This is a genomic window from Rubrivirga marina (genome assembly GCF_002283365.1).
Classification (GTDB): Bacteria; Bacteroidota; Rhodothermia; order Rhodothermales; family Rubricoccaceae; genus Rubrivirga; species Rubrivirga marina.
On sequence record NZ_MQWD01000001.1, the window covers coordinates 4,154,699 to 4,178,775 of the forward strand.

The window sequence follows — 24,077 nt, forward strand, 5'->3', positions numbered from 1 at the left end:
TCGGATGTCCGAGGCGGAGCGGGGCGGCCGGCGTTCAGCCCTCGTCGTCCCACCCGTAGACGCTGCGGAGCCTGTCGAGGATGGCGTCGGTCGTCCGGTCGACGATGTCGTAGACGCGGTCGAAGCCCTCGGGGCCGCCGTAGTAGGGGTCGGGCACCTGGAAGTCGCCGGGCTCGGGGTCGAACTCGCGGAAGAGGCGGACGCGCGTGCCGTGGTCTCCGTCGGGGTCGAGCGCGAGGGTGTCGTGGAGGTTCGACTTGTCCATGACGAACACGTGGTCGTACTCGTCGAGGTCGGCCCGTTCGAGCTGGCGGGCCTTCAGCGCCGAGAGGTCCGTCCCCCGTTCGGCGGCGGTCGCGCTCATCCGCCGGTCCGGCGGCGCGCCGACGTGCCACCCGCCGGTCCCGGCCGAGTCGACGATCAGGCGGTCGGCCAGGCCCGCCTCGGTCACCTTCTGCTGGAAGAGGCCCTCGGCGAGCGGGCTCCGGCAGATGTTGCCGAGGCAGACGAAGAGGACGCGGACGGGGCGGTCGGGCATGGATCGGGAGATCGGGAGATCGGGAGATCGGGAGATCGGGAAGGTGCCCCTCGCCGGCGCGGTCCGCCAGCCGAGACGGCGGAAGTCACGCGGAACTTTCTGAGCCCCTCCCCCCCCCGACCCCTCCCGCAACAGTCGACGGGGCGGCGACGTAGTTTGGCCCGTTCCCCTTAGGCCCCCATGTCCACCCGCTCCCGAAGCCGCGGCCGTACGTCCGAGACCGAGGCCTACGATGATGAGTTCGGCCTTGTCACCGACGACGACATCGTCGCGTTCATGGCCGAGCAGGAGATCGAGGAGGAGGAGCTCGAGGAGAAGGAGGCCGGGTTCTGGAACCTCCAGACGGCCTCGGGGATCGGCCTCATCGGCCTCGGCGCGCTCTACAGCCTCCAGCTCCTCGGCCTGTTCCCGCTCGGCAGCGCGGTCCTGTACAACCTCGTCCAGGTGCTCCCGATATTCGCGGCCATCCTCATCATGCTGACGGGCTTCGGGGTCCTCTCGTGGAGCCCGGCGGCGCGGCGGCGGAAGAAGGCCCGCAAGCGGGCGGCCCGGCGGCGCCAGCAGCAGCGGCGGGCCGCGCGGAAGACCGTCGGCCGGACACCCCGGAGCGAGACGTCGACGGGCGACGCGGCTGGCAAGGCGGCGTCGAAGGCGTTCCGCCAGGCGGAGAAGGCGCTCCGCACGGCCGGGCGAGCCGCCGGGCGCGTGACCGACGAGGCGTTCGAGCGCCGCGCCACGGCGCGCCGCGCGGGCCGGACCCGCCTCGCCAAGGACCGGAAGAACCGGAAAATTACCGGCGTCGCCGCCGGCATGGCCAACTACTTCGGCCTCGACCCAACCGTCGTCCGGATCGGGTGGGTCGTCGCGGCCATCTTCACCAACTTCGCCGCCGTCATCCCCTACCTCATCTTGACGGCGGTCTTGAAGAACGAGGAGGACTTGGAGGACGACGACGACCCGATCCTGCGGATCACGGACGACTAGCCGGCGGGGCCGGGGCACCGGGCCCCTCCAGCACCCGGCCGAGGCGGGGGTAGCTTCCGCGAGTCTCCCCCCGTCTCATGGCTCGCCGTCTTTTTCTCTTCGCCCTGCTGCTCTTGCCGGGCTCAGCCCTAGCCCAGCGCGAGGGGTTGCTCCAGATCGGGAGCCCGCTCTCGGACCTCATCCGCCGGCAGGCCACGCTCGGGACGGTCCCGCAGGCCACGGCCGACGCCCTCCCGATCCCGGCCGGCGAGGCCACCGCCCTCCTCGACTCGATCGCGGCCGACCCCGTTGCCCTCGCGGCCCTCTCCCCCGCCGACCGCCAGCTCGTGGAGCGGTACCGGTCGCGGGAGCCGGCCTCGGCGTTCGGTTGGACGCCCCCATACGGGTTTTACGGCGACGGCGTCTCGCCCGTCCACGTCGAGGGCGACGGCTACGCCCTCGAACTGGCGCCGATCATCGGCGCGTCGATCGGGCCGACGCAGCGGACCGATCGCGGCGAGCGAGACCCGACGGCGCCGGTCTACCAGAACACCCGCGGGTTCCGGACGGCGGGGCGCCTCGGGCGCCTCTACTTCGAGGCCCGGGCGACCGAGAACCAGCGGCGGCCCGCCGTCTATGCCTATTACGAGGCTGGCGACACGGCCCCCCGCTATGGGTTCGTCAAGGACATCGGCGACGACGCCTACGACTACTTCACGGCCGAGGGCGGCGTCGGCTACCGCGACCGGTTCGTCGACGTCCGGTTCGCGCGCGACCGGAACCAGTGGGGCCCGGGCGCCGGGACGCTCTTCCTCTCGAACTACGCCGCGCCCTACGACCACCTCCACCTCGGGGCCACGGCCGGTCCACTCCGCTACACGATGGCCGTCGCCCGGTTCACGACCCCCGAGCGCGACGGGCGCGGCGCCGACACCGTCCTCCCCTCCAAGTTCGCGGCCTTCCACCGGGTCTCGGTGGAGTTCGGCCGGTTCGAGGCCGAGGCCTTCGAGGCCGTCGTGTTCCACGACGACACGCTCCGCGGCAACCGGCGCGGCCCGGAGATCGGGTACCTCAACCCCGTCATCTTCTACCGCGCCGTCGAGAGCGAGCTCGGCTCCGGCGACAACGCCCTCATCGGCCTCGGCGGCGCCGTCCGCCCCGTCGACGGCGTCCGGCTCTACGGGCAGGTCCTGATCGACGAGTTCGTGGCCGACCGGTTCTTCGAGGACTCGTGGGTCAACAAGTGGGGCATCCTCGCCGGGGCCCACGTGGTCGACCTCGGGCTGCCGGGCCTCGAGGTCCGCGCCGAGTACGCCCGGCTCCGGCCGTATCTCTACGGCCACCGGAGCACGTTCAGCGCCTACGTCCACTACGACGACGTCCTCGGGCACCCCGTCGGGCCCAACGCCGACGACCTTTCGCTCTTCCTCCGCTACCGCCCGACCGTCCGGGCGACGGCCCAGGTGCTCGCCGCGCGATCCCGGCGTGGGCGCGACTCCGACAGCCTCTTCGTCGGCGCCGACCCGCGCGTGTCGTACTTCGAGCGGGCCAGCAACGCGTCGCCGACGTTCGACGGCGTCCGCCAGACGGAATGGCTGGTCGAGGGCTCCCTCGCCTACGAGGTCCTGCCCCGCCTCGTCGTCGAAGCCGCCGGACTCTACCAGGCCGTCGACGACGCCGAGCGCGGGCTCGACCGGGCCGCGGCCGTGACGTTCGGGCTCCGGTGGGAGCTCCCGTTCCAGAGCGTCCGCTACTAGCCGGTCCAGGGGCTGGCTCCGCTCGCCTCGGCGCCGAGGCGGACCGAAACGGGATGCCGAAACGGAAGCGGGGCCGCCGCTCGATCGCGACGGCCCCGCTCGTCCGGAAGGCTCCAGGCCTAGACGTCGGCCGTCGCGGCCCAGGCCTCCTGAGTGGCGCGGACGGCCTGCTGGCCGACCGAGGCGTCGAGCGACTTGTCCTCGTTCGCCAACTCGGCGGCGACGACCGTGCAGACGGCCTCGGAGAGCCGGCCGATGAGGCCCGTGAGGTCCTTGAGGTTGGTGATCGCGAGCTCGGCGAGGTCGTCGGCCTTGAGCGCGAGCGCCGACGTGTACAGCATGTGGTAGCTGACGGCGGCGAGGCTCGTGGCCGTGTACGTATCACGGACCATGCGCGAGACCTTGTCGGTCTGGCGAATCTGGTCGTAGAAGCCGGCAGCGACGCCGAGAGCGCCGGTCACGGCCTCCTTGACGGCCTCCTTGACACCGCCGTCCTCGGTCCGCTCGTTGTAGGCCTCCAGCGCCGACACGTGGCGCGACAGCGCAGACTTGAGCGAGGTGAGGACGCTGACGGCGTCGGGGTACCGGGCGGTGTCGTCCGAGGCGAGCTGGCGCTCGACGGCCTTGAGGATGTGGCCCTCGACGGCCGCCATGTCGGTGACGTAGTTGTTGAGGATGTCGTTGCGGTCCATAGCAGAGGGGGGAGCGGTGAGAAGGGACCGCTTGGACCGGCCCTGCTCCTGGCCGTTCCGCCCGATGGCGACGTGGGCGGCTAATTCTCTAGCCCGCCACGCGATCTCGGGGGCCGCCTGACCCGCCCGTCCGCTAGCGGATGAGCGCCACCTTCCCGTACATCGTCGAGCCGTCGGAGCCGGCCGCGGCCACGACGTACACGCCAGACGGGACCAGCGCGCCGCCTTCGTCCCGACCGTCCCACCGGAACGACCCGCCGCGGACCTCCGCGGCGTACACCACGTCGCCGGCGACGGTCATCACGCGGACCTGCGACACCGCCGTCGACAACCCGCTCACGACCACGCCCGACGCGTCGGACGACGGCCGGTACGGCGAGGGGACGGTCGTGAGGGTCTCAGATCCGGGACGTGCACGTGTGGCGTCGCCGGGCGCGCTGAAGAGGCCCTCGTCCGTGACGAAGTAGACGCGACCGGTCCCCGGATCGACGGAGACCGCGAGGACGCCGTCGCTCGGGAGCGGGCTGGTGTCCGAGTTGACCGTCCGGACGATCCCAGTCCCCTCGGCGTCGACGAGGTAGGCGCCGCTGGAGGTCGCGACCCAGATCTGCCCCGCCGGGTCCACCTCAAGGTCGTTGACGGCGACATCACGGAGGAGGTAGCTCGTGCCATCGGCCGTGAGGGGCCACTGGGGCGCGGCCAGGCTGGGGTCGGCGGCGAACGCGTCGAGCGGGCGGAACACGGAGGCGATGCCGCGGGCCGTGCCGAGCCAAACCCGCCCGTCCGGGGTCACGACGACGTCGCGGACGTCGGGGTCAGGGAGGCCGGTCCCCGTCGTCGAGCTCCCGGTGAACCGGGTGGCGCGGTCGTCGGCCGCCGAGAGCGGGTCGGCCCCGGTGTCCCACACGCCGAGGCCGTTGGAGCCGAGGGCGAGCCACTTCTGCCCGAGCCGGTCGATGGCGATCCGGAAGGCCTCGGCGGTCGGCGGGATCCCGGAGCCCGATGGGTAGGGGAAGCCCTGCCAGCTTTCGCCGTCGAACCGGTGGAGCGGGAACTCCGAGAAGTTGAGGACCCACGCCGCGTCATCGTCGTCGACCGCCACGTCGCGGACGACGACGTAGCTCGGGTCCCCGCCCGGGAAGGGGCGGAGCGACGAGTTCGTCTCGTCGTAGGTCGTGACGTCGTCGTCGCGGAAGACGGTGACGCCGTCGCCGTTCGAGCCCGCGTAGAAGGTGCCGTCCGGGCCGACCGACGCCGAAATCCACGACGTCCGGCCAATGTCGAGTGTGGCGTCCCCCGTCCGGTAGGTCGTCCACGTGCCGTCCTCCAGCCGGTTGACCGAGGCGAACGTCGCCGCCTCGAGCCGGTCGGTCACGGCCCACACCACGCCGTCGTCGCTGACGTCGAGGTCGAGGATGCCCGTGGAGAGCGGGCCCGGCGGGGCGACGGGCTCCGCGGTCACGGGGTTGTTCCCCGGCGCGGGCGACGGCGGCAGCGGCAACAGACCGCTCACCCGGTCCCCCACCCAGGGCCGCCCGTCCGGACCGATGACGACCCCCGAGAGCGCCGACGCCCCGGCGATCTCGTAGCGGGACGCCGACTGGCCCGGCCGCGTGGCGTAGGCGAACGGGCGAGCCGAGACGTAGAGGAACTCGCCACCCACTGCGAGCGACGTCATGGCATCGTCGGCGAAGATCTGGCGCTCGTAGGCCCCGCCCGCCGCCCGCCGGTACAGGTCGCGCGCGCCGGCCGGGCCGCCGCCCACGTAGACCGCGCCGTCGAAGAGGGCCAGGCTGTAGGCCGGCCCCTCGAAGGCCTCCTCGCGAGCCCACGCGCTCGGCGCCTGGAGGTTGCCCGCGTCGCGCGGGGCGCGGACGAGCCCCCCGTCGGTCGCGACCCACAGGCCCGGGCTCCCGTCGGGGAGGGGCGCCTCCAAGACGTCGTTGGCCCCGGTCCCGCCCTCGAGGTCGGCGAACCGCGGGTACGAGTTGCGGACGCGCTCGGCCGCCGCGTCGAACACGACGACGCCGAAGTCGGTCGCCACGTAGAGCACGTCGCCGCTCACGACGATCCGACGGACGCCGCGCGCGGGGTACTGGTTGGCCCGTGTGATCTCGTGGAAGGGGCGGGCCTCGCGCGCCTCGGGGTCGTACCGCTCGAGGACGCCGTCGGCGTACCCGATCCACAGGACGCCCCGGGCCTCGTCGAACGCAAGAGCGCCGACCGAGCCGCCCTCGATCGCGCCAGCGGCCGTCTCCGTGAGGAGTTCGCCCGTCTCGACGTCGTAGAAGAAGATGCCGGCGTCGCTGGCCGCCCACAGCCCGTCCGGGGCGGAGGCAACGGCCGTAACCTCGGTGTAGGCGGGGTAGGCCTGCCAGCCGACGGTCGACTGGGCCGAGGCGGAAACGGTGAGGAGGCAGCCGACGAGCAGCGCGAGCGGGGTCCGCATGAGGGCGGGAGGGGGGGTTCGCGTAGCGGTCGTCGGGAGCGGTGCGGGGCTAGCGGCCGATCTGGGCCGTGAGGTTGACCATCTCGACGGCGGCCGCGGCCGCCTCGGCGCCCTTGTTGCCGGCCTTGGTGCCGGCCCGCTCCCACGCCTGTTCGATCGTGTCGACCGTGAGCACGCCAAAGAGGACGGGGACGCCCGTCTGCATCGCCGCCTGCTGACAGCCGCTGGCCACGCCCGAGGCCACGTAGTCGAAGTGGGCCGTGGCCCCGCGGATGACGGCGCCGAGGCAGATCACGGCGTCGTAGGTGCCCGAGTTGGCGAGGCCGTGGGCGACGATCGGGATCTCGAACGCGCCCGGGCACCAGGCCACGTCGACGGTGTCGAGGTCGGCGCCGTGGCGGCCGAGCGCGTCGAGGGCGCCCTCGAGGAGGCGCCGGGTGATGGCCTCGTTGAACCGGCTCGCGACGACGGCGTAGCGCGCGCCGTCGGGCGAGACGAGGGATCCTTCGTAGGTCGTGGGCATGCGTCGGGAGAGGCGGCCCGCAAGGTAACGCCCCCTCACGGCGGCTTCGATCCATCCCGGAGGGCCCTACGTAGCTTTCGCACCATGCTCGCATCCGCCTCTCCGGACGCGCCAGCGGAGGCGCCCCGCCTCCTCTCCGCGGACGCCGTCCTCCCCGCCCTGCCGCCGTCGGCCCCGAGGCAGGGCCACCCGCGCTGGCTGCGGGCGCTCGGGCGTTGGACGCTGAGGGCGCTCGGATGGCGGTTCGTCGGCGGCTTCGCCGACCGGCCGCGGCAGGTCCTCATCGGCGCGCCGCACACGTCGAACTGGGACGGCATCGTGGGGCTGGCGGCAGCCGCCGCATGCGACGTCGGGATCCACGTGTTCGCGAAGCGTCAGCTCTTCTGGGGGCCCATCGGGTGGGGCCTGCGGGCGTTCGGCGGCGTGCCGGTCGAGCGGTCGGCGCCCGGCGGGCTCGTCGGCCGCGCCGTCGCCGCGCTCACCGCCGGAGGTCCCGAGTTCGTCGCGATCACGCCCGAGGGCACGCGGAGCGCCGTCGCGCACTGGAAGACCGGGTTCCACCGGATGGCCGTCGAGGCGGGCGTGCCGATCTGCGTGGTCGCCCTCGACTGGGGGCGCAAGGAGATCGGCGTGAAGGGGACGCTCGTTCCCTCCGGCGACTTCGACGCCGACCTCGCCGCCATCGGCGCGCTCCTCGCGGGCGTCGAGGGCCGCCACCCCGAGCGCGCGACGCTCCCGCCCGCGGGCACCGCGGCTTCGGCCGGCAGCGGCTCCGCGGTCCGGTAGGCCCGCCTCGGTCGGCCGCCGGGCCTATCCGGCCTCCTCGCTCTCCGGCTCGCGCTTCGGCCCGCCCGCCTCGGGCTTGCCCTCGACGTAGTTGTGGAAGACCCGGCTCGTGGGATACGCCAAGTCCACGTCGTCGCGCGCGGCGAACCGGTCGAGCACGGCCTCCCACACGTCCTGCTCGCTCCCGCGCACGCGGCGCGGCGCCACGAGGTACCGCATCGTGAGCTGGACGCCCTCGCCCACGACGCTCGTGTAGACCGTCGGCGTGAGCTTCGAGTAGAAGATGAAGTACTCCCGCGCGGCCCGGCGGAGCGTCCGCTCGGCGTCCTCCGACAGGTGGTCGGCGCACTCGTGCGCGACGTCGAGGAGGATCTGCTTGGCCGCCCGCCAGTCGCTCTCGAACGTGACCACGACGGGCACCTCGTGCCACACGTAGGCGAACGTGCCCGTGTGGTTCGTGACCGAGTCCGAGAAGACCCACCCGTTCGGGAGGTGGACGATCCGGCCCGTCGACTGGCCCGCACCGGTCACCGTGCCGACCTCAAGGAGCGTGAACTGGAACAGGCGCTGGTCGATCACGTCGCCCGTGTGGCCGTGGATCGTGATCCGATCGCCCGTGGCGAACGGACGGCGCCAGATGAGGAACGCCCAGCCGGCGAGGTCTACGAGCGGGTCCTTCAGCGCGATCGCCACGCCGGCCGTGAGGAGGCCGAGGAACGTGCTGATCGACCCGATCGCGTCGGTCCAGATCCAGATCAGCGCGAGGATGCCGACGACGGTCGCGGCGTAGGTCGTCCCCTTGCGCCACTGGTACAGCTTGCGCGCGTCGTCGGCCGTCCGCCGCCGCACGACGCTCAGCACGATCTGCCGAACCGCCCACAGCACGACGATCAGGATGGCCGTGTAGACCAAGTCCTGCGTGAGCGTCTCGCCGAGGCCGACCAACTCGGCGAGCGCGTCCGTGCCCCGCTCGCCGAGCGTCGCGGTCCCCTCGGCGGCCTCCTGCGCGCGGGCCTTCACCGACCGCACGACGGGGTCCAGCGTGTCGGCGCGGGACGAGTCGGGAGCGGCGGTCTGGAGCACGGGGGCGGAAGCGAAAAAGGGCGGGCCGAGGTAGAACCCACCGGCCCGCCCGTCGATCCGGAGCGAGAGAGGCGCCGCTACTCGACGGCCTCGACCGCCGCGCCGACCGGCTCCGCCTCGGCGATGAACTCGGACAGGCAGCGCTCGCTATAGGAGGCGTATGTCGGCGCGACGACGCGGCCGTTGATGGCCAGCTTCGGCACCGAGAGCCGGCCGTCGGTCGTCGAGAACGCCTCGCCGACGGCCTCGGCCTGGGCCTGGATCCGCGTGAGGTAGCCCTGGAGCTGCGACTCGTCCTCGAGCATGGCCTCGAACGCCGCCCCGTCCATCCCGACGGCGTCGACGGTCGCCACGAGCTCTGGCATCGTCATGCCCCAGGTGGTGTCCTGGCGCCGGAACATCTCCTCCATGAGCTCAAAGAACCGGCCCTGCTCCTGCGCCACGGCCAGCGCGATGGCCTGGCCCACCGACTGCTGGCGGAGCGGGTACGGCACGTAGAAGTACTGCGCGGCCTCCGGGTTGCCCTCGATGAACGGCGTCAGGACCTCCTCGAGCTCGCGACAGTGCGGGCAGTTCGGGTCGAAGACGGTGACCACCTTGACCTCCGCGTCGGAATCGCCGAGGTAGGGGCCGTCCATGAACGGCGTGAGGTCCGCGATGGGCTCGATGTCGGGGTCGTAGGTGCAGGCGCCCGTGACGTCCTGGATGCGGCGCGGCGGGAGCTGCGTCTCGGCGTCGGCGCTCGCGAGGGGGTTGCCGGGGAGGTCGGCGCCCCCGTCGGCGCGGGCGGCGAGGCCGAAGGTGGCGGCGAGGAGGACGACGAAGCCGCCCAGCACGGGGACGTACGGGCGGAGCGCGGCGAGGCCCGTGGCCTCTCCGGCGAGGTGGCGGCGCTTGGTCGGGGCGGGGGCCCCGGGGGACTCGCCGAGGCGGCGGTGCTCGATCACGTGGAGAACGGTGAGGGTGAGGACGAGGACGGCCGACGTCATGCAGAGCACGCAGAACGAGCCGATCACGACCGCCTGGAGGTACACGAGGTACAGCGTGTAGAGGAAGCCGACGCCCACGATGCCGAACGACGCGAGCCGAAGCCGGTCGTCGCGGAGGGCGGCGTAGGCCAGCCGGAGCCCGGCGACGATCACGTAGAAGATCAGGCCGAGCGTGATGTTCGGGATGCCGAGGAAGTCGGCGTACTCGCCCTCGGTCACGGTGGCGCAGCCGGAGGCCTCGCCGGTCGTGGCCGCGCCGGCCGAGAAGTCGACGTCGCCGAGGCCGGTGCAGCCGGCGGCGAACCCGTTCGCCTTCTGGAGCGCGAGGTGCGTCACGACGACGACGCCGAGGAGGGCGACCGCGACGATGACGCGGCGGAGGAGCGAGGTCTGTTCGGGGAGGGCCATAAATCGGGGGGAGGACGGCCGGGGTGCAACTGTGGGGCCGGACGGCCGAAAAGGTACGGACCGACGCGCCGACGCGACACCGACCGACCGCCCGCGCGCCAACGTCGGTGGACCCGGCGATGGTGTCATGTTAAAAAAATAGCACCTCCCCTTGACTCCTCCGACGGGGTGCCCTACGTTCTCGCTAAGATTTTAGCACCCACCCCATGCCCGTCCCCTCCCTGTCCCGTCGCGAGCGCCAGGTGCTCGACGTCCTCCACCGCCTCGGCCGCGCCTCGGCCGCCGACGTCCGCGAGGCGCTCCCCGACCCGCCCAGCGACTCTGCCGTGCGGACCCACCTCCGCATCCTCGAGGAGAAGGGCCACGTCCACCACGAGCAGGACGGCCCCCGGTACGTCTACCTCCCCGTCGTCGAGAGCGAGGAGGCGGGTCGGTCGGCCCTCCGCCACCTCGTCCGAACGTTCTTCGACGGGACGCCCGAGCGGGCCGTGGCGGCCCTCCTCGACGACGCCTCGTCGGAGCTGAGCGACGACGACCTCGACCGCCTCGACGACCTCATCCAGCGCGCCCGCGCCCAAGGACGATGATCCCCCTGCTCCTCTCCATCGCGCTCAAGGGCGCGCTCGTCCTCCTGCTGGCGGCCCTGACCGTCCGTCTCCTCCGCAGCGCCCCGGCCTCGGCCCGGCACGGCGTGTGGGCCGCCGCGTTCGCCGCCCTCCTGCTCCTTCCCGTTCTGGAGTGGGCCGGGCCGAACTGGGCCGTCGGCGTCCTCCCGCCGTCCGCGACCCAGACCGCAGTGATGGCCCCACTGGCGCCGATTCCGCCGATCGCACCGCTCGCCCCTGCACCACCGGCCCCGCCTGCGCCTCCGGCCCCGCCTGCGCCGCCCGCCCCGCCGCCGTTCGCCTCCGGCGCCGAGTTGGCCCCCTTCGAGGCCGAGATGGGAGACTTCGAGGCGACGATGGCCGACTTCGACGCGAACATGGCGGAGTTCGAGGCTGAGATGGCCGCGTTCGAGACCGAGCTCGAGTCGGGCATCGAGGCGCAAATGGAGGCCCACGCGGCAGAGATGGAGGCCCACGCCCTCGCTATGGAGGCGCAGGCCTACGAGGTGGCCGCCCGCAGCGCCGGCATCGAACCGCCCGGCCCGAGCCTCGGCTGGCTGTCGAGCGTGGGCCACGGCCTCGGGCCGGTGGGCCAGTGGATCCTCGGACTGTGGGCACTCGGCGCGGCCGTGGTCGCCCTCGGGTGGCTGGTGGCGCTGTATGCGGCCCACCGCCTCGTGGCGACGGCTCGGCCCGAGACCGACGACGAGTGGGCCGTCCTCGCCGAGCGGGCGCGCCGCCTCGCCGGCCTCGACGAGCCCGTCCGCCTCCTGCGCACCGACGCCCTCGACGTCCCGATCGCGTGGGGCTACGGCGATCCGGCCGTCGTCCTGCCCGCCTCGGCCGACGAGTGGGACGACACGCGGCGCGAGGCCGTCCTCCTCCACGAGATGGCCCACCTCCGCCGCCGCGACGCCTGGACGCAAGCCGTGGCCCAGGTCGCCCTCGCCGTCCACTGGGCCAACCCCATCGCGTGGTGGGCCTACCGCCGGTTCCTCGACGCCCGCGAACAGGCCTGCGACGACGCCGTGATCCAGGGCGGCGCCCGGCCCACCGACTACGCCGCGCACCTGGTCGGCGTGGCCCGCTCGCTCCGACGCCGCGAGCCAGTCGCCCTCGCCGCCGTCGCCCCGATGGCCCGGCAGGCCCCGCTCGAAGACCGGATCGTCTCGATCCTGGACGACTCGCGCCGGCGCGGTCCGTTCGGCCGGCTCGGCCAGTCGACGACCGCGACGCTGGCGGCGTGCGTCCTCCTCCCCCTGGCCGCGCTGCAGCCCGTCGCCCGGGCCGAGGCCGCGCCCAAGGCGCCCGCCGTCGCCGAGGCCACGATCACGATGGACCCGTTCGTCGTCACGTCCCTCGCGCCCGACGACGTCGAGCCCGAGCCGGTCGTCTCCGACACCGACTCGGTCCACGTCCGCCTCCACGGGGACCAGTTCGACCGGGCCCGCGAGGAGATGGCGCGCGGCCGCGAGGAGATCCGCCGCGCCCTCGCCGAGGTGGAACTAGACGAGGGCGAGATCGCTCGGATCCGCGAGGACGCCCTCCGCGCTGCCGACGCCGCCCTCGCCGAGATCGACTGGGACGAGATGCGGATGGAGGTCCAGATCGCCCAACTCGACGCCCAGCGAGAGGCCGAAGCGGCCCTGGCGGACATCGACTGGGAGGAGATGCGGCGTGAGCAGGCCGAGGCGCTCCGCGAGGCTCAGGAGGCGGTGGACGAGATCGACTGGGACGAGATGCACGAGGCCCAAGAGGAGGCGCTCCGCGACGCGCAGGAAGCCCTCCGCGAGATCGACTGGGGCAAGGTCCGCGAGGACCAGCGCGAGGCCCTCCGTGAGGCGCAGCGCGCCATCGAGGACGCCCGCCGCGAGTCGCGGGAGGCCCGCCGCCCGTCGCGTGGCACGACCTCGGGCTGGAACCGGACGCCGACCCCTCGCCCCGCTCCGCGCACGGCGCCCACGCCGCGACGCGCTCCCCGTCCGACCGCCTCGGGCCCCTCCGCCCCGCCGGCCGTCCGCGAGCAGGTGATGTTCGACTGGTCCCATGTGGACCGCGCCCGCAAGGCCGCCGAGGCCCGTGCCAGCGGCGACTGCTAAGCCCGACGGCGCCTCCCCTCTCCGACCCCTCCCATGCGCCTTCTGCTCCTCTTCCCGCTCGTCGCCGCTGCCGCCTGCGCGCAGCCCGCCCGCGTCCTCCCCACCGACGACTGGTGCGACCGGGCCGGCACGTGGCAAGGCGTCCGTGCCTGCGAGGTCCGCGAGACGATGACGCGCGCCGACGCCCTCGACCTTCAGGTGCTCAACGGGAGCCTCGAAGTCAAGGAGTGGGACCGTTCCGACGTCCTCGTCCGCGCCCGCATCACGGCCGGCGCCAAGACGCAGGCCGACGCCGACCGCGCCGTCCGCGAGACCGTCATCGAGGTCGACGGCGGGAGCGTCCGCGCCGAGCCCGGCTGGGCCGGCGACTCGCAGGCCTCGGTGAGCTACGAGATCTTCGCCCCGCGCGACACCGACCTCGACCTCGTCGCCACGAACGGCCCCATCAGTGTCCACGGCATGAACGGGCGGATCCGGGTCACGGCCACGAACGGCCCCGTCTTCGCCCACGACCTGAGCGGCGACGTCGAGGTGAACGCCACGAACGGGCCGGTCGAGGTCGACCTCGGCGGCTCAGTCTGGCGCGGCACCGGCCTCAACGTGATGGCACACAACGGGCCGATCACGCTGTCCGTCCCCCGCGACTACTCGGCCCGACTCGCCGCGAAGACGAACCACGCGTCGATCTCGGCCGACGGGGTCCGCTACGCCGAGACGAACCGCCGGCGCGGCCGGTACACCGGTGACCAGCTCGAAGCCACGCTCGGCCGGGGCGGCCCCCTCCTGTCGCTCGAGGCCTACAACGGCCCTGTCCGCCTCCGTGCCGGAGGCTGAGCCGGCGGGCTGAGGCCCGCCCCCCCTCGTCCCGCCTCGTCGCCGAGGCGGAGCATGCCGGCCGGCGCCCCGCACGTCACGGGGCCGCCTCCCCCACCGAAGGACGGGAGGGGACCGCCCGGGCCAACCTGCGATTTTTTTAGCACCCGAGTAACCTTCGGCCTGCTCGTCCGTCTCGGGAGTGCACATCCCCCTTCGACTCCGATGCGCCTCTCTACCGTCGCCGCTCTCGCCGCCGTCCTCGCGGCGCCCGCGCTCGCCCAGACCTCCGCCCAGCCGGCGCCGCCCGTCCGCCTCGACGACCCGGAGGCCGAGGCCGGTCCTCGCTCGCTCGCCGCCCACGCCCTCTCGACCGCGGACCTCGACGTCGACGGCCGGCTCGACGAGGCGGCCTGGGCCGGGGCCGAGGTCGCGACCGGGTTCGTCCAGTTCCGCCCCTCGCCGGGCGACGCAGCGTCGGAACGGACCGAGGCCCGCGTGCTCTACGACGACGGGGCCATCTACGTCGGGATGCGGATGCACGACTCGCAGCCGGGGGCCATCCAGGCCCCGCTTGGCCGCCGCGACGCCAACGTCACGGGCGACTGGGCCCTCGTCGCGCTCGGCTCCTACCACGACCAGCGGACGGCCTTCGTGTTCGCCCTCAACCCGGCCGGCGTCCAGCGCGACATGCTCCTCTATGACGACGTCAACGAGGACGACTCGTGGGACGCCGTCTGGGCCGGCGCGGCCACCCACGACGAGACGGGATGGACGGCCGAATTCCGGATCCCGCTCAGCCAGCTCCGCTACCCCGGCGGCCAGGCCACCCAGGACTGGGACCTCCAGTTCTCCCGGACGCACGTCCGCACCGGCGAGGAGTCGTTCTGGAGCCCGATGAGCCCGGACGCCGACGGCGTCGTGTCGCAGTTCGGCCACCTCCGCGACCTCCGCGACCTCCGCCCGCCGCGCCAACTCGAAGTGATGCCCTACGTGGCCTCCAGCCTCACGCGCGCCCCCGGCGACGACTTCGACCCGTACTACGCCCAGAACGACCTCGACCCGCGCGTCGGGCTCGACCTCAAGTACGGGCTGAGCTCGAACCTCACGCTCACGGCCACGGTCAACCCCGACTTCGGGCAGGTCGAGGCCGACCCGGCGCAGGTCAACCTCGGTGGGTTCGAGCTGTTCTTCGAGGAGCGCCGCCCGTTCTTCGTCGAGGGCACCGACGCCTTCTCGATGTCGCCCCGTCGCTTTTTCGGGATGAACCGGCCGACGCTCCTCTACACGCGCCGGATCGGGCGGACGCCGCAGCGGACGAACTTCGTCCCGGGCGCCGTCCACGACGCCGCGGGCGACAACGGGACGGTCTACACCGACGCCCCGCAGCAGTCGACGATCCTCGGCGCGGCGAAGCTGTCCGGCCGTGTCGGGCGGTTCTCGCTCGGCGTGCTCAACGCCGTGACCGGCCCCGAGTACGGCTACTTCCAGGCCTTCGACGGCGACGGAAACCGGCTCGCCGACGACCGCGCGCTCGTCGAGCCGACGACGAACTACGCCGCCGCTCGCGCCCGCGGCACGTTCGGCAACACGATCGTGGGCCTGCTGGGCACGTCGGTGCTCCGGAGCACCCAGAACGACGCCATCGCGGGCCTCCTCCCCAACCAGGCGACGGTCCTCGGCTTCGACGTCGAGCACCCGCTCGGCAGCGGCTGGATCGTGAACGGCCAGCTCGCGGGCAGCCACGTGACCGGCAGCGCCGCGTCGATCGAGCGGCTCCAGACCGCCTTCCCGCGCCTCTACCAACGCCCCGACGCCGACCACCTCGAGCTCGACCCCACGCGAACGTCGCTCTCGGGCTGGACGGGTGAGGCGAACGTCCTCAAGACGAGCGGGAAGTGGCTCGGGAGCGTCCACCTCACGGCCAACTCGCCGGGCTTCGACTCGAACGAGCTCGGCTACCAGAGCCGGGCGGACGAGTGGGGCCTCGGCGGCGTGCTGGTCTACCAGGAGAGCCAGGGCGGCGGCCCGTTCCAGCGCTACAGCGGGAACGTGTTCTCGGGCGCCCGCTGGGACTTCGCCGGCAACAACTCAGCCGTGTTCCTCGGCGGCAACGCGAACGGGACGTTCAAGAACTTCTGGGGCTTCGGTGTCAACGGCGAGGTCTACACCGCGGCCACGAGCAACCGGCTCACGCGTGGCGGTCCGCTCGCGGGCACGCCGGGCGGCTGGAACCTCAACCTCAACGCCTGGAGCGACGACCGGAAGGCCGTCAGCGGCTACGCCTGGACGGGCATCGGCGGCAACGCGCTCGGCGACCAGTTCAACGGGTTCGAGACCGGGGTCGAGATCCGGCCGAGCTCGTCGGTCACGCTCAGCGTCGGGCCCGAGCTCTACCTCGAGCACGACGAGCGCCAGTACGTCGGCGCGTTCGACGCGCCAGGGCTCGACGCCACCTTCGGCCAGCGCTACGTGTTCGGCCAGATCGACCAGACGACGTTCGCCCTCGGCACGCGCCTGAACTGGACGTTCACGCCGACGCTCTCGCTCCAGACCTACCTCCGCCCGTTCGTCTCCCGAGGCCGGTACACCGCCTTCCGCCAGATGACGGCGCCCGGCGAGACCGACTTCCCGATCTACGGCCAGGGCTTCGGCTCCATCGACCCGGTCCTGGAGGACGGCTCCGACGTCCCGACGGGCTACGTCGCGACGGGCGCGGACGGCGGCACGGTCGAGTTCGACAACCCCAACTTCACCGTCCGCGCCCTCCAGGGGAATGCCGTGATGCGGTGGGAGTACCGGCCCGGCTCGGCCCTCTTCCTCGTGTGGCAGCAGCAGCGGAACGGGTTCGCGCGCGACGGCGCCTTCGAGTTCGACCGCGACGTGTCGGGCCTCTTCCGCGATCAGGCCACGAACGTCTTCCTCCTCAAGCTGAGCTACTGGCTCGGCTAGGGACTCCGGGGGAAGCCGTCCCCGGACTGTCGGCCCCGGCTGGGTTGTGTGTCCCCGGCCGGGGCCGACGTGCGTCTGCCGCTCCCCCCGCCTCGGCGCCGAGGCGGGGGCGGCCGACTCAGGGGGCGACCGTCGCGTCGCGGTCGACGAAGTCCTCGATCGTGATCCGGTAGTGGCCGCGTTCGTAGACGGCACCGGGGGTTGGGGATGGAGCCCGCCGCACCTCGGCGAGCAGCACGGCGCCGGGCCGGGGCGTCAGGCCTCGGGGGGCGCACCTCCGCTCAGCGCCCCGCCCCCTCCTCATACGCGACCAGGGCCCGAACCGAACACGTACGCCCATCGAGGACGCAGCCTCGGCGTAGACTTCGGCCTCATCGCCCCCCTCCCATGCGCCTCGCCCTCTCGCTCGCCGTCGCCGCACTGGCCCTGACCGCCTCGGGCTGCTCGTCGACGGTCTGCTGCGCGCCCGACTCTGTGGACCTCGCCTCTCGCGCCCTCGCCCTCACCCAGGACGCCCTCGTCGTCGACACGCACATCGACGTCCCGTACCGCCTCCGCGAATCGCCCGACGACATCTCGGGTCCGACCGACTCCGGCGACTTCGACCACCCCCGCGCCGTCGCCGGTGGGCTCGACGTCGCGTTCATGTCGATCTACATCCCCGCCTCCTACCAGGAGACCGGCGGCGCCCGCGCCCTCGCCGACTCGCTCATCGACGGGGTCGAGGCGATCGCCGAGGCGGCCCCGGACCAGTTCGCCGTCGTCCGCTCCGTCGACGACGTCGCGCGGCTCCGCGACGAGGGCCGCGTGCTCCTCGCGCTCGGCATGGAGAACGGCGCGCCCGTTGAGGGCGACCTCCGGAACCTCCGGCACTTCCGCGACCGCGGCATCCGCTACGTCACGCTCACGCACAGCCGCGACAACGAGATCTCAGACTCGAGCTACGACGACGCCGGCACCCACGGCGGTCTCAGCGACTTCGGCCGCGACGTCGTCCGCGAGATGAACCGGCTCGGCATCATGGTCGACGTGTCGCACATCTCGGACGCCGCGTTCGACGACGTCATGGAGGTCACCGCGGCGCCCGTCATCGCCAGCCACTCGTCGGCCCGCCACTTCACGCCCGGCTTCGAGCGGAACCTCGACGACGCCCGGATCCGGCGGCTCGCCGAGAACGGCGGCGTGCTCCAGATCAACTTCGGCTCGACGTTTCTCCTGAAGCGCGTCCAGGACGACCGCGACGCGCTCCGCGCTCGGCTCGCCGACGCGCTCGAGGCGGAGGGCCTCGACCCCGACTCGGACGAGGGCCGCGCCTTCGCCGCCGACTTCAACCGCGAGAACCCGCTCCGGCTGGCGGAGGTCACGGACGTCGCCGACCACATCGACCACGTCGTCGGCCTCGTCGGGATCGACCACGTCGGCCTCGGCTCCGACTACGACGGGGTCGGGCCGACGCTGCCGGTCGGGCTGGAGGACGTCTCGACGTACCCGAACCTCACGGCCGAACTCCTCCGCCGCGGGTACTCCGAGGCCGACATCCGGAAGGTGCTCGGTGAGAACGTGATGCGCGTCTGGCGCGAGGTGGAGGCGATGGCCGAGGAGTAGGACTCGAACACCCGGACGGCGGCAGAACCGTGACGCATCTTGTCACGACAGATCCGCCCCCCGATGCGCCTCGTTCTCTTCCTCTCGTTCGCCGTCGTCGCCGGCTGCCAATCGCTCGCGGCGACGGGCACGCCGCTCGTCGCCTGCACCGACCCCTCGCTCGCCCTCGGCCCCGCCCGCCTCGGCGCCGAGGTGGACGTTCCGCCGGAGCCGGTCGGCGGGCTCCGCGCCGTCCAGGAGCGCGTTCGCATCCCGAACGAGGGCGGCCCCCTCCGCCCCGCGGATCCCTCCGAGCGCTACGCCGTCGTCCGCGCGCTCGTCGACACGACGGGGGCCGTCCGCTGCAGCGACGCGGTCGAGGCCGCGACGACGGCCAAGGGCGACGCCGCCCGCCGGGCCGTCCACGCCAGCGCGTTCACGCCGGGCCGCCACCGCGGGGAGCCGACGCCGGTGTTGGTCGACCTCACGCTCGACGTCCGGGGCGAGGGCGTCCGGCGCGTCGTTCGCGGCGACCAGTTGTAGACGACGGGCCGGATCGGACGACGGCATCCCAACCTCCATCACGTGACCCGCGAGCGCCACGTCCGTGTCGCCGTCGGCCGCGACTACGCCGACGTGCCGCCCACGCGCGGCGTTTACAAGGGGAAGACACGGAGCCAGCTCCGCGTCGGCGTCCAGGTCAAGCGGGCCACGTTCCGCGCCACGGTCGAGCCCGAGACGCCGGAGCTAGCCTACGTCACGCAGGGCGCCGGCGAGGACCGCCCGCCTCGGCGCCGAGGCGGGCGGGGTGGCCGGCTCTGCTAGCGGGCGACGACGAGCCGAGCCGTCGCGACGGCCCCGCCCGCCTCCAACCGCACGACGTACGCCCCAGCCGGGAGTCCCCCCGCCTCGAACCGGGCCGCGTGGGCCCCCGCCTCGACCGGCCCGTCGGCCAGCCGGACCACCTCCCGCCCGAGCACGTCGTAGACGGCGAGCCGGACGAGGCCCGCCTCGGCCACGGCGTACGGGACCGTCACGAGGCCCGCCGACGGGTTCGGGTACGGCGCCTCCAGCGCGAACGCCCCCGGCCCGGCCGCCTCCAACGCCGCCACCTCGTCGGTCGCGGTGAGGGCGACCGAGATCGGGAGCCCGGTCTCCGCGTCGCGGACGCCCCACCCGGCCGGACCGCCTGCGGTCCGCTCCGCCGACGCGAGCGCGCCCGTGTCTCGGACCGTGAACGAGAGCGTGTCCGTGTCGAAGATCGTGGCGGAGAGGTCGGACCCGTCTCCGATGTAGCCGACGAGCGTGTACTCCCCGGGGGCCGCCCCCGCGGGGACGTCGACGAGGAGCCGCCACGACCGATCCTGGTCCTCCCGGACGAGGAACTCGACGGGGGCGCTCCGCAACGCCTCCGCCCCGTCGGGGTCGGTCACGACGAACCACCCATCGCCGCCCAGGACGTACTCGGTCCGGTTGTCGAGGTTGTAGTTGAACAAGAACGACTCGCCGGGGTCGACGTGGATGAAGGGCCGGGACACCGGGACGGGTCGGAGCGTGAGGACGAGGGCCGGTGTCAGCGTGACCTCGACCTCGTCCGTGGCCGTCTGCCCGCTCGGGTCCGTCACCGTCAGCGTGAGCGTGTGCGTCCCGCACGAGAGCTGGACCTCCGGGCTCCGCCCCGTGGCGAGCTCCGTCCCGCCCTCGCTCCAGACGTAGGTGAGCCACCCGCCGTCGGGGTCCGACGAGCCCGACCCATCGAGTTGGACGAGGCCGTAGTCGAGGTTGTCACACATCGTGACCTGGTCGGCGCCGGCGTCGGCGACGGGCGCTGCGCCCGAGTTGGCCGGCCCGTTCCGATAGACCGTTCCGAACGGCTGGCCCGCGTCGTCGCGGCCGGTGACGACGAGGTCGAGGTCCCCGTCGCCGTCGACATCGGCCCAGGCGAGCGCGGCGCCGGCCGCAGGACGAAGGGCCGCGCTCGCAGCGTCGTCGCGGACGAGCACGCCGCCGTCGTTCCGGTAGACCTCGCTGATGGCGTTGTCAACGCCGTCGCCGAGCCCGGCCACCACGAGGTCGAGGTCGCCGTCGCCGTCGTAGTCACCCCACGCAAGCGCCCCGTCGTCGACGTTTGCAATGGTGAAGCTCGACCGGACGAACCGCCCTCCGACGTTCGTCACGACCTCTCCGTAGGCCGCCGTCGTCCTCCGGCGCCTCTGGGTCGTTCTTCCCGCGAACGGCCCCGCGTAATCGGGGACGGACCGACGGCCGGTTACGGCGAGGTCGGGGTCGCCGTCGCCGTCGAGGTCACCCCAGGCGAGCGCGGCGTTGAGGAGGACGGCGTAGATGCCTGCGTCCCGGTTCACGACGGAGCCTCCGCGGCTCTAGACCACGGCCCCCAGGACCCGGAACCGGCCCGGGCGGTTCCCCGAGTACCCGAGGCCCGCGATGGCGAGGTCGGGGTCGCCGTCACCGTCGTAGTCGGCCCACTCGAGGTCCCCCTCGTAGAGGCGCCAGTTCTGGAGGTCGGTGCGGTACTGGGGCCCGCCCAGCCGACCGCGGTAGTTCTTGTACACGTACCCCACCGCGCTGCCGGGCGCATCGGACGTGCGCCCGCCGAGCGCGAGGTCGAGGTCGCCGTCGGCGTCGAGGTCGCCCCACGAGAGCCCCCCCCCGCTCACATTGTCGATGTTGTCGCTGCTCTCGGCGTCGCGGACGAGCAGCCCCCCATCGTTCCGGTACGCCTCGCCGTACCGGGCGCCGGCCCCGTCGATCCCCGTCAGGACGAGGTCGGGGTCCCCGTCCATGTCGTAGTCGGCCACGGCGAGGTCCCCGTCGCTCACGTCGGGGACGACGGCGCTGTTGGGCGCGTCGAGGACGAGCGTCCCCCCGTCGTTCCGGTACACCTCGCCGCGCCGGGCGCCCGACGCGTCGAGCCCAGTCACGGCGAGGTCGGGGTCACCGTCGCCGTCGAGGTCGAGCCAGGCCACGGCCCCGTCGGCGACGTCGGCCACGGCCGCGCTCGAGGCGTCGTCGACCGTGAAGCTCTGGGCTGACGCTGTTGTAGGCGCGACCAGCGACACGAGGGCGAGGAGGGGGAGGGCAGCTCGGGAGCCGAGCATGTATCTGTGGGTCATAGCGATTGGGGGTGGGGCACTCCGACGAGCGCCGATGGAAGAACCCGACCCCGCCCGCCTCGGCGCCGAGGCGGGCGGTCCGTCCCGTCAGCGAGCGACGACGAGCCGAGCCGTCGCGACGGCCCCGCCCGCCTCCAACCGCACGACGTACGCCCCGGCCGGGAGGCCACGGGTCTCGAGCCGGGCCGCGTGGGCCCCGGCCTCGGCCACGCCGTCGGCGAGGCGGGCCACCTCGCGGCCGAGCACGTCGTACACAGCGAGCCGGACGGCGCCCGGCTCGGCCACGGCGAACGGGACCGTCACGAGGCCCGCGGCCGGGTTCGGGTACGGCGCGCCGAGGGCGAACGCCGAGGGTTCCGCTTCCGCGGTCCGTTCGTCAGTCCCGTCGTCGGTCCAGTCGGCCGGCGCGAGGCCCGTGTCGGCGTCGAGGACCGCCCACGCTGCCGCGCCCGTCCGGCCCGCCGCCGAGGCGAGCCCACTCCGGTCCCGAACCCGAAACGCGAGGGAGTCCACGTCGTAGAGCCTGTCGGGGTAGTCCCCGATGTACCCGACGACGGTGTAATCGCCCGGGGCCGTCGAGGCCGCGACCTCGACGAGGAGCCGCCACGACCGGTCCCGGCCGATCCGGAGTGAGAAGGACACGGGGTCGCTCTCGAACACCTCGGCCCCGGCCGCGTCGACCACGACGAACCACGCGTCCCCGCCCCGGCGCGTGTAGTCCCGGTTGTCGAGGTGGTAGTTGAACAGGAACGACTCGCCGGGGTCAACGTGGATGAACGGCCTCTGGACCGGGACCGGCCGGAGCGTGAGGTCGAAGTCCGGCGTGACCGTGACCGCCACGTCGTCGGTGTCGGTGAGCCCGCTCGGGTCGGTCACCGTCAGCGTGAGGACGTGGGTCCCACTCGTGAGCCTGGGGGCCCCCCTGAGACCCGTGGCGACCGTGGCGCCGCCCTCGCTCCACACGTATTGGAGCAGGTCGCCGTCGGGGTCGGACGAGCCGCTTCCGTTGAGCGCGACGTACCTAAAGAATAAGTTGGACCGAATCTGCAGATCCGGCCCAGCATCGGCGACGGGCGGCTCACCCGGGGCCACCGCTTCGTAGCGAAACACTTCCCCGAAATTCCGGACGTCGTAGTCGCCCCAGCCCTGACCGACGAGGGCAAGGTCGTCGTCGCCGTCGGAGTCGTAGTCGGCCCAAGCCAGCGTGCCGATCGTCATCTCGGGGATGGCGGCGCTAGCGACGTCCTCGCGTACGAGAGTGCCCCCGTCGTTCCGATACACCTCGCCGAACGCGTAAGAAGCCTGGCTGCCGGTGAGGACGAGGTCGGGGTCGCCGTCGCCGTCATAGTCTCCCCACGCGAGGGCGCTGTTGTAGGGGTTGGGCACGACGGCGCTGTTCGCAGCGTCGAGGACGAAGGTGCCCCCGTCGTTCCGGTACACCTCGCCGAGGTAGGTGTCGGGGTTCCTGATCCCGCCCTCGGAATACGTGATGGCGAAGTCGAGGTCCCCGTCGCCGTCGTAGTCCGCCCACGCCATCACGCCGTCATCAGGGATGGCGGCGCTGTTCGCGGCGTCGCGGACGAGCGTGCCCCCGTCGTTCCGGTACACCTCCCCATAGGTCTGAATGGGAGCGCCGAAGGTGTAGCCGGCGACGACGAGGTCGGGGTCCCCGTCGGAGTCGTAGTCGACCCACACCAACTCGCCGTCGGACACGTCGGGGACGACAGCGCTGTTCGCGTCGTCGAGGACGAGCGTGCCCCCGACGTTCCGGTACACCTCGCCGAAGAAGATTCCGCCCGCATCGTTGCCAACAGCACCGGTGAGGACGAGGTCGGGGTCCCCGTCGCCGTCGTAGTCCGCCCATGCCAGGGCGCCGGACCGGGTGTCGGCGACGACGGCGCTGTTGGCGTCGTCGCGGACGAGCGTGCCCCCGTCATTCCGGTACACCTCCCCGAAGGCCGGACCGAATATGTTCTCAGCCACACCGGTGAGGACGAGGTCGGGGTCCCCGTCGCCGTCGTAGTCCGCCCACGCTAGGGCGCCGTAGTGCACGTCAGCGACGACGGCGCTGTTGGCGTCGTCGCGGACGAGCGTGCCCCCATCGTTCCGATACACCTCCCCGTAGAGGCGGTAGTCGTCGCCGGATTCGAAACCGAACCCGGTGAGGACGAGGTCGGGGTCCCCGTCGCCGTCGTAGTCCGCCCACGCGAGGGCAGCACCGGAGTGGAGATCGGAGAGGACGGCGCTCGCGGCCTCGTCGCGGACGAAGGTCTGGACGGAGGTCTGGGCGGAGGCCGGGAGGGTAACGGCCAGGACCACGGCGACCGTCGCGAGGGGGACCCAAGGGCCGAGCCGGTGGCGCTCGCTCATAGCAGGGGCGGCTGGGGCACTCTGGCGAGCGCCCGGGGGAGGGACACACGCTTCGTCGTGCTGGCCCCGTGACCGGCCGTGCGAGCGCCGCAAAAGTAGGCGACTGGACGTTCCCAACAAGACATTTTGCGTCACAACTTGGCCGCATGGATTAAACACTCATGTTTTCGAGAGCAGCGTCGGCTGCCAACGTCATCCACATGCCAACGCAGCGGCGGAATTATCCACGGCCCACGGCATACGAAAACACGCCCCACCGATGTGACCCCCTCTCCTTTTGGGGGAATGGCTGACGCCGCAGACCTCCGATTCATCCCCAGGTCCCTGCCGGG

General features: G+C 72.8%; 19 protein-coding genes. 10 read left to right on the forward strand and 9 right to left on the reverse strand.

The features are described 5' to 3' along the window. Positions 1-34 precede the first annotated feature (34 nt). Positions 35-538, reverse strand: coding sequence for a low molecular weight protein-tyrosine-phosphatase (locus BSZ37_RS17750; protein ID WP_095511838.1), 504 nt, complete (start codon positions 536-538; stop codon positions 35-37). A 180-nt stretch (positions 539-718) separates the two neighbouring features. On the opposite strand from BSZ37_RS17750, the gene BSZ37_RS22570 reads away from it, so the two are divergent. Together BSZ37_RS22570 and BSZ37_RS17760 are read left to right on the forward strand one after the other, a co-directional pair. Next, on the forward strand, positions 719-1,522 hold the full coding sequence (locus tag BSZ37_RS22570) for a PspC domain-containing protein (protein WP_245838636.1): 804 nt from the start codon (positions 719-721) through the stop codon (positions 1,520-1,522). 77 nt (positions 1,523-1,599) lie between these two features. Continuing rightward, positions 1,600-3,258 carry a capsule assembly Wzi family protein gene (locus tag BSZ37_RS17760; protein WP_095511839.1) on the forward strand — a complete coding sequence of 553 codons (1,659 nt, stop codon included), beginning with the start codon at positions 1,600-1,602 and terminating at the stop codon, positions 3,256-3,258. Between the two features lie 119 nt (positions 3,259-3,377). Here the strand turns inward: BSZ37_RS17760 and BSZ37_RS17765 are convergent, their stop codons facing one another. The 3 genes from BSZ37_RS17765 to ribH form a co-directional block, all read right to left on the reverse strand. Then, positions 3,378-3,950 carry a hypothetical protein gene (locus tag BSZ37_RS17765; RefSeq protein ID WP_095511840.1) on the reverse strand — a complete coding sequence of 191 codons (573 nt, stop codon included), beginning with the start codon at positions 3,948-3,950 and terminating at the stop codon, positions 3,378-3,380. Between the two features lie 133 nt (positions 3,951-4,083). Beyond that, positions 4,084-6,399, reverse strand: a complete 2,316-nt coding sequence (porZ, locus tag BSZ37_RS17770) for a type IX secretion system anionic LPS delivery protein PorZ (RefSeq protein WP_095511841.1) — start codon at positions 6,397-6,399, stop codon at positions 4,084-4,086. Between the two features lie 49 nt (positions 6,400-6,448). After that, positions 6,449-6,922: a 6,7-dimethyl-8-ribityllumazine synthase gene (ribH, locus tag BSZ37_RS17775; RefSeq protein WP_095511842.1), complete on the reverse strand. Its 474-nt coding sequence runs from the start codon at positions 6,920-6,922 to the stop codon at positions 6,449-6,451. Between the two features lie 84 nt (positions 6,923-7,006). Between ribH and BSZ37_RS17780 the strand changes: the two genes are divergently transcribed. Further along, positions 7,007-7,708 carry a 1-acyl-sn-glycerol-3-phosphate acyltransferase gene (locus BSZ37_RS17780; RefSeq protein WP_095511843.1) on the forward strand — a complete coding sequence of 234 codons (702 nt, stop codon included), beginning with the start codon at positions 7,007-7,009 and terminating at the stop codon, positions 7,706-7,708. Positions 7,709-7,732: 24 nt separating this feature from the next. On the opposite strand, the gene BSZ37_RS17785 is transcribed toward BSZ37_RS17780, so the two are convergent. After that, positions 7,733-8,791: a mechanosensitive ion channel family protein gene (locus tag BSZ37_RS17785; protein ID WP_179299741.1), complete on the reverse strand. Its 1,059-nt coding sequence runs from the start codon at positions 8,789-8,791 to the stop codon at positions 7,733-7,735. Positions 8,792-8,868: 77 nt separating this feature from the next. Beyond that, on the reverse strand, positions 8,869-10,188 hold the full coding sequence (locus tag BSZ37_RS17790; protein WP_179299742.1) for a vitamin K epoxide reductase family protein: 1,320 nt from the start codon (positions 10,186-10,188) through the stop codon (positions 8,869-8,871). A gap of 206 nt (positions 10,189-10,394) precedes the next feature. Between BSZ37_RS17790 and BSZ37_RS17795 the strand changes: the two genes are divergently transcribed. The 7 genes from BSZ37_RS17795 to BSZ37_RS22410 all read left to right on the forward strand — a co-directional run bounded on the left by BSZ37_RS17795 (position 10,395) and on the right by BSZ37_RS22410 (position 19,066). Further along, complete coding sequence (locus BSZ37_RS17795; protein ID WP_095511846.1) at positions 10,395-10,775, forward strand: BlaI/MecI/CopY family transcriptional regulator; 381 nt, start codon at positions 10,395-10,397, stop codon at positions 10,773-10,775. Next, complete coding sequence (locus tag BSZ37_RS17800; protein ID WP_095511847.1) at positions 10,772-12,892, forward strand: M56 family metallopeptidase; 2,121 nt, start codon at positions 10,772-10,774, stop codon at positions 12,890-12,892. Before BSZ37_RS17795 ends, BSZ37_RS17800 begins: the two co-directional genes overlap by 4 nt. Before the next feature lie 33 nt (positions 12,893-12,925). Then, positions 12,926-13,726 (forward strand): DUF4097 family beta strand repeat-containing protein, encoded by an 801-nt coding sequence (locus BSZ37_RS17805; protein ID WP_095511848.1) that lies wholly within the window; start codon positions 12,926-12,928, stop codon positions 13,724-13,726. Between the two features lie 204 nt (positions 13,727-13,930). After that, complete coding sequence (locus BSZ37_RS17810; protein WP_095511849.1) at positions 13,931-16,657, forward strand: DUF5916 domain-containing protein; 2,727 nt, start codon at positions 13,931-13,933, stop codon at positions 16,655-16,657. A gap of 387 nt (positions 16,658-17,044) precedes the next feature. After that, complete coding sequence (locus BSZ37_RS17815; RefSeq protein ID WP_095511850.1) at positions 17,045-18,262, forward strand: dipeptidase; 1,218 nt, start codon at positions 17,045-17,047, stop codon at positions 18,260-18,262. Positions 18,263-18,325: 63 nt separating this feature from the next. Further along, on the forward strand, positions 18,326-18,784 hold the full coding sequence (locus BSZ37_RS17820) for a hypothetical protein (protein ID WP_095511851.1): 459 nt from the start codon (positions 18,326-18,328) through the stop codon (positions 18,782-18,784). Positions 18,785-18,826: 42 nt separating this feature from the next. Next, a complete protein-coding gene (locus tag BSZ37_RS22410; RefSeq protein WP_218830551.1) occupies positions 18,827-19,066 on the forward strand; it encodes a hypothetical protein in 240 nt (79 codons plus the stop codon). On the opposite strand, the gene BSZ37_RS17830 is transcribed toward BSZ37_RS22410, so the two are convergent. The 3 genes from BSZ37_RS17830 to BSZ37_RS17840 form a co-directional block, all read right to left on the reverse strand. Then, positions 19,063-20,604, reverse strand: a complete 1,542-nt coding sequence (locus BSZ37_RS17830) for a T9SS type A sorting domain-containing protein (protein WP_095511852.1) — start codon at positions 20,602-20,604, stop codon at positions 19,063-19,065. The two genes, BSZ37_RS22410 and BSZ37_RS17830, sit on opposite strands and share 4 nt — an antisense overlap. Positions 20,605-20,622: 18 nt before the next feature. Further along, entirely contained in the window at positions 20,623-21,375 is a 753-nt protein-coding gene (locus BSZ37_RS17835; protein WP_095511853.1) for an FG-GAP-like repeat-containing protein, read from the reverse strand. An 87-nt stretch (positions 21,376-21,462) separates the two neighbouring features. Next, positions 21,463-23,745 (reverse strand): FG-GAP-like repeat-containing protein, encoded by a 2,283-nt coding sequence (locus BSZ37_RS17840; protein WP_095511854.1) that lies wholly within the window; start codon positions 23,743-23,745, stop codon positions 21,463-21,465. Positions 23,746-24,077 lie beyond the last annotated feature (332 nt).